Raw genomic sequence first — 3,009 nt, forward strand, 5'->3', positions numbered from 1 at the left:
TCTGGGAAGCACCAACGCTTAAAGAATAACGAAAGGGGACAGCATGGCGACCGCAACGAGCACAACAAAGCGTACCCAGCAAGTCAAGGAGTTCACTTATATCTGGGTCGGAAAAAACAAGGCTGGAAAGATCATTCGCGGCGAACAGCGCGCGACAAGTGAAGCCGTTGTCAATGCCACGCTTCGGCGTCAGGGAGTTCTGGTCACCAAGGTTTCGAAACAGGGGTTCAGGCGCGGCGGGCAGGTCACCGAGAAAGACGTTGCGCTGTTCACCCGGCAGCTGGCAACCATGATGAAAGCTGGCGTTCCGCTATTGCAGACGTTCGACATCGTCGGACGTGGCCATGACAACCCCGCGGTTGGCAAACTTCTGCTCGACATCAAATCCGACGTGGAAACCGGGAGTTCGCTTTCACAAGCCTTCCGGAAGTTTCCTCTCCACTTTGACCAACTCTACTGCAACCTGATCGCAGCAGGCGAACAGGCGGGTATTTTGGAGACATTGCTTGAGCGGCTGGCGACGTACAAGGAAAAAATGATCGCCATCAAGTCAAAAATCAAGTCCGCGCTTTTTTACCCGGTGTCAATCATCATCGTGGCCTTCATCATTACCGCAGTGATCATGATTTTCGTCATCCCTGCTTTCAAGGAAGTTTTCACGAGTTTTGGTGCCGACCTTCCGGCACCGACCCTGTTGGTGATGGCTATTTCAGACTTTTTTGTAGCGTATTGGTGGCTCATTTTTGGCGCTACCGGCGGCGGAATTTTCGCCTTCTTTTACGTCTGGAAGCGCTCGGAAAAACTACAGTTCATCATGGACCGGCTGCTTCTCCGAATTCCGGTTTTTGGTAGTCTCGTTCGCAAATCGGTAATTGCCCGCTGGACGCGCACCCTGTCCACCATGTTCGCCGCCGGTGTTCCGCTGGTCGAATCACTCGACTCAGTTGGCGGTGCTGCCGGAAACATCGTCTACAAGATCGCAACTAAACAGATACAAGGCGAGGTCAGCACCGGTACCAGTCTGACCACGGCGATGCAGAACAGCCAGCTGTTTCCCAACATGGTCAATCAGATGGTGGCCATTGGCGAAGAATCCGGCGCGCTGGATTCCATGCTTGGCAAGGTGGCTGACTTCTTTGAAGCAGAGGTCGATGACGCTGTGGACGCCCTCTCCAGCCTCATGGAACCGATTATCATGGTTGTTCTTGGAACACTAATTGGCGGCATGGTCATCGCCATGTACCTGCCCATCTTCAAGCTGGGCGCTGTCGTCTGATGATGCAGGGCTGGCAGGCCATATTCCTGGACACGACTGCATTTACCCTCTTCTCTGGTGTTATCGGCCTGATGGTCGGCAGCTTCCTCAATGTTGTTGTCCATCGTCTGCCAAAGATGATGGACAACGATTGGCGCAACCAGTGCGCAGAACTGAACGGGGTTGCACTTCCTGATTGCGAGCATCTGACTCTTGCCCGGCCGCGCTCACGCTGCCCTCAATGTGGGCATTCGATCACCGCACTGGAGAACATCCCGGTGTTCAGTTGGCTGGCTCTGCGCGGCAAATGTTCAGCTTGCCATACGCCGATCTCGCCTCGCTACCCCGTCGTCGAGGCCCTGAGCGGTCTGTTTAGCGCCTTTGCGGCCTTGCATTTCGGCTTCGGATGGTCGGCCGCGGGAGCCATGATCCTGATCTGGTGCTTGATTGCACTGACGTTCATCGACGTTGACACGCAATTGTTGCCCGATTCGATCACACTGCCGCTGCTCTGGCTCGGCCTGCTGTTCAATCTGTTCGGCACATTTACCGATCTCCCATCGGCGGTGACCGGCGCAATGGGCGGTTATCTCTCCTTATGGGTTGTCTATTGGGGATTCAAACTCGCCACGGGCAAGGAAGGCATGGGCTACGGTGATTTCAAGCTTCTCGCCGCGCTTGGCGCCTGGCTGGGCTGGCAAATGCTGCCGCTGACCATATTGCTCTCCTCTCTGGTTGGCGCCGTCGTCGGCATCGGCCTGATCCTGTTGGCCAAACGTGGTCGTCAAGTGCCCATTCCCTTCGGCCCCTACCTGGCGGCTGCCGGATTGCTCGCTTTCTTCTGGGGCAAGGAACTCACGCAGAGCTATCTGCGCTTGATGTAGGCACTTGAAAATACACCATTCACCCCAATTTCATTGGCATTGAGACCCACGACAGACTTGCTCGTTCGGGTATAATTCGCGCTTTTCGAGTGTTTCTTAGAGGTCATCCATGCCAATCTACTCGTATCGTTGCGGCTCCTGCGGTTTCCAAAAGGATCATTTGCAGAAGCTCAGCGACCCGGTGCTATGCATCTGCCCTGAGTGCGGCGTGGCATCGTACGTCAAGCAAGTTACCGCCGCAGGCTTCCAGTTGAAAGGCAATGGCTGGTATGCCACCGACTTCAAGGGGGGGCCGCCGCCCTCCCCTGCTGCCGCACAGCCGAAAGCGACAGATAGCACCCCGCCCTGCGCGGGTGGCACTGGAACCTGTGCGAGCGCAGGCCCATGCGCAGGCAGCTGATCAAGCGCTATTTCCTGACCGGCCTGCTGATCTGGGTACCCTTGGCGATCACCGCCTGGGTACTGTCGTTGATCGTCAACAGCATGGACCAGTCGCTGCTCCTGCTGCCCAGGGCCATTCACCCCCAAACCTTGTTCGGCTTCAACATCCCCGGTGCCGGCGTCATCCTGACATTGGTCATCATCCTTCTAACCGGCCTGCTCGCCACCAATTTCATTGGTCAGAGACTGGTTATCTGGTGGGAGAAACTCCTGGCGCGTATTCCGGTGGTCAATTCAATCTACCACAGCGTCAAGCAGGTTTCCGACACCCTCTTCTCCTCATCCGGCAACGCTTTCCGCAAAGCGCTACTGGTCCAGTACCCTCGCGCGGGTTCTTGGACGATCGCCTTTCTCACGGGCAAGCCAGGTGGCGATGTCCTCAATCATCTCAAGGGCGACTACGTCAGTGTTTACGTGCCGACCACACCG

At 56.2% G+C, this 3,009-nt stretch carries 4 protein-coding genes; all 4 read left to right on the forward strand.

The window, feature by feature from the left end:
- The first annotated feature begins 43 nt into the window (after positions 1–43).
- Positions 44–1,276 carry a type II secretion system F family protein gene (locus tag PROAA_RS05810; protein WP_186410436.1) on the forward strand — a complete coding sequence of 411 codons (1,233 nt, stop codon included), beginning with the start codon at positions 44–46 and terminating at the stop codon, positions 1,274–1,276.
- A complete protein-coding gene (locus tag PROAA_RS05815) occupies positions 1,276–2,139 on the forward strand; it encodes a prepilin peptidase (RefSeq protein WP_425393998.1) in 864 nt (287 codons plus the stop codon). The genes PROAA_RS05810 and PROAA_RS05815 overlap by 1 nt, the downstream gene beginning before the upstream one ends.
- A 109-nt stretch (positions 2,140–2,248) precedes the next feature.
- Positions 2,249–2,539, forward strand: coding sequence for an FmdB family zinc ribbon protein (locus PROAA_RS05820; RefSeq protein ID WP_186410437.1), 291 nt, complete (start codon positions 2,249–2,251; stop codon positions 2,537–2,539).
- Positions 2,524–3,009 (forward strand): DUF502 domain-containing protein (locus tag PROAA_RS05825; protein ID WP_186410438.1); only part of this gene is annotated, 486 nt, incomplete at its 3' end. The genes PROAA_RS05820 and PROAA_RS05825, both read left to right, overlap by 16 nt.

Source organism: Candidatus Propionivibrio aalborgensis (assembly GCF_900089945.1).
GTDB classification, from domain to species: Bacteria; Pseudomonadota; Gammaproteobacteria; order Burkholderiales; family Rhodocyclaceae; genus Propionivibrio; species Propionivibrio aalborgensis.

Coding starts and splice junctions, on each gene's coding strand:
- PROAA_RS05810 (WP_186410436.1), top strand. CDS start 44: ATGGCGACCGCAACGAGCACAACAAAGCGTACCCAGCAAGTCAAGGAG.
- PROAA_RS05820 (WP_186410437.1), top strand. CDS start 2,249: ATGCCAATCTACTCGTATCGTTGCGGCTCCTGCGGTTTCCAAAAGGAT.
- PROAA_RS05815 (WP_425393998.1), top strand. CDS start 1,276: ATGATGCAGGGCTGGCAGGCCATATTCCTGGACACGACTGCATTTACC.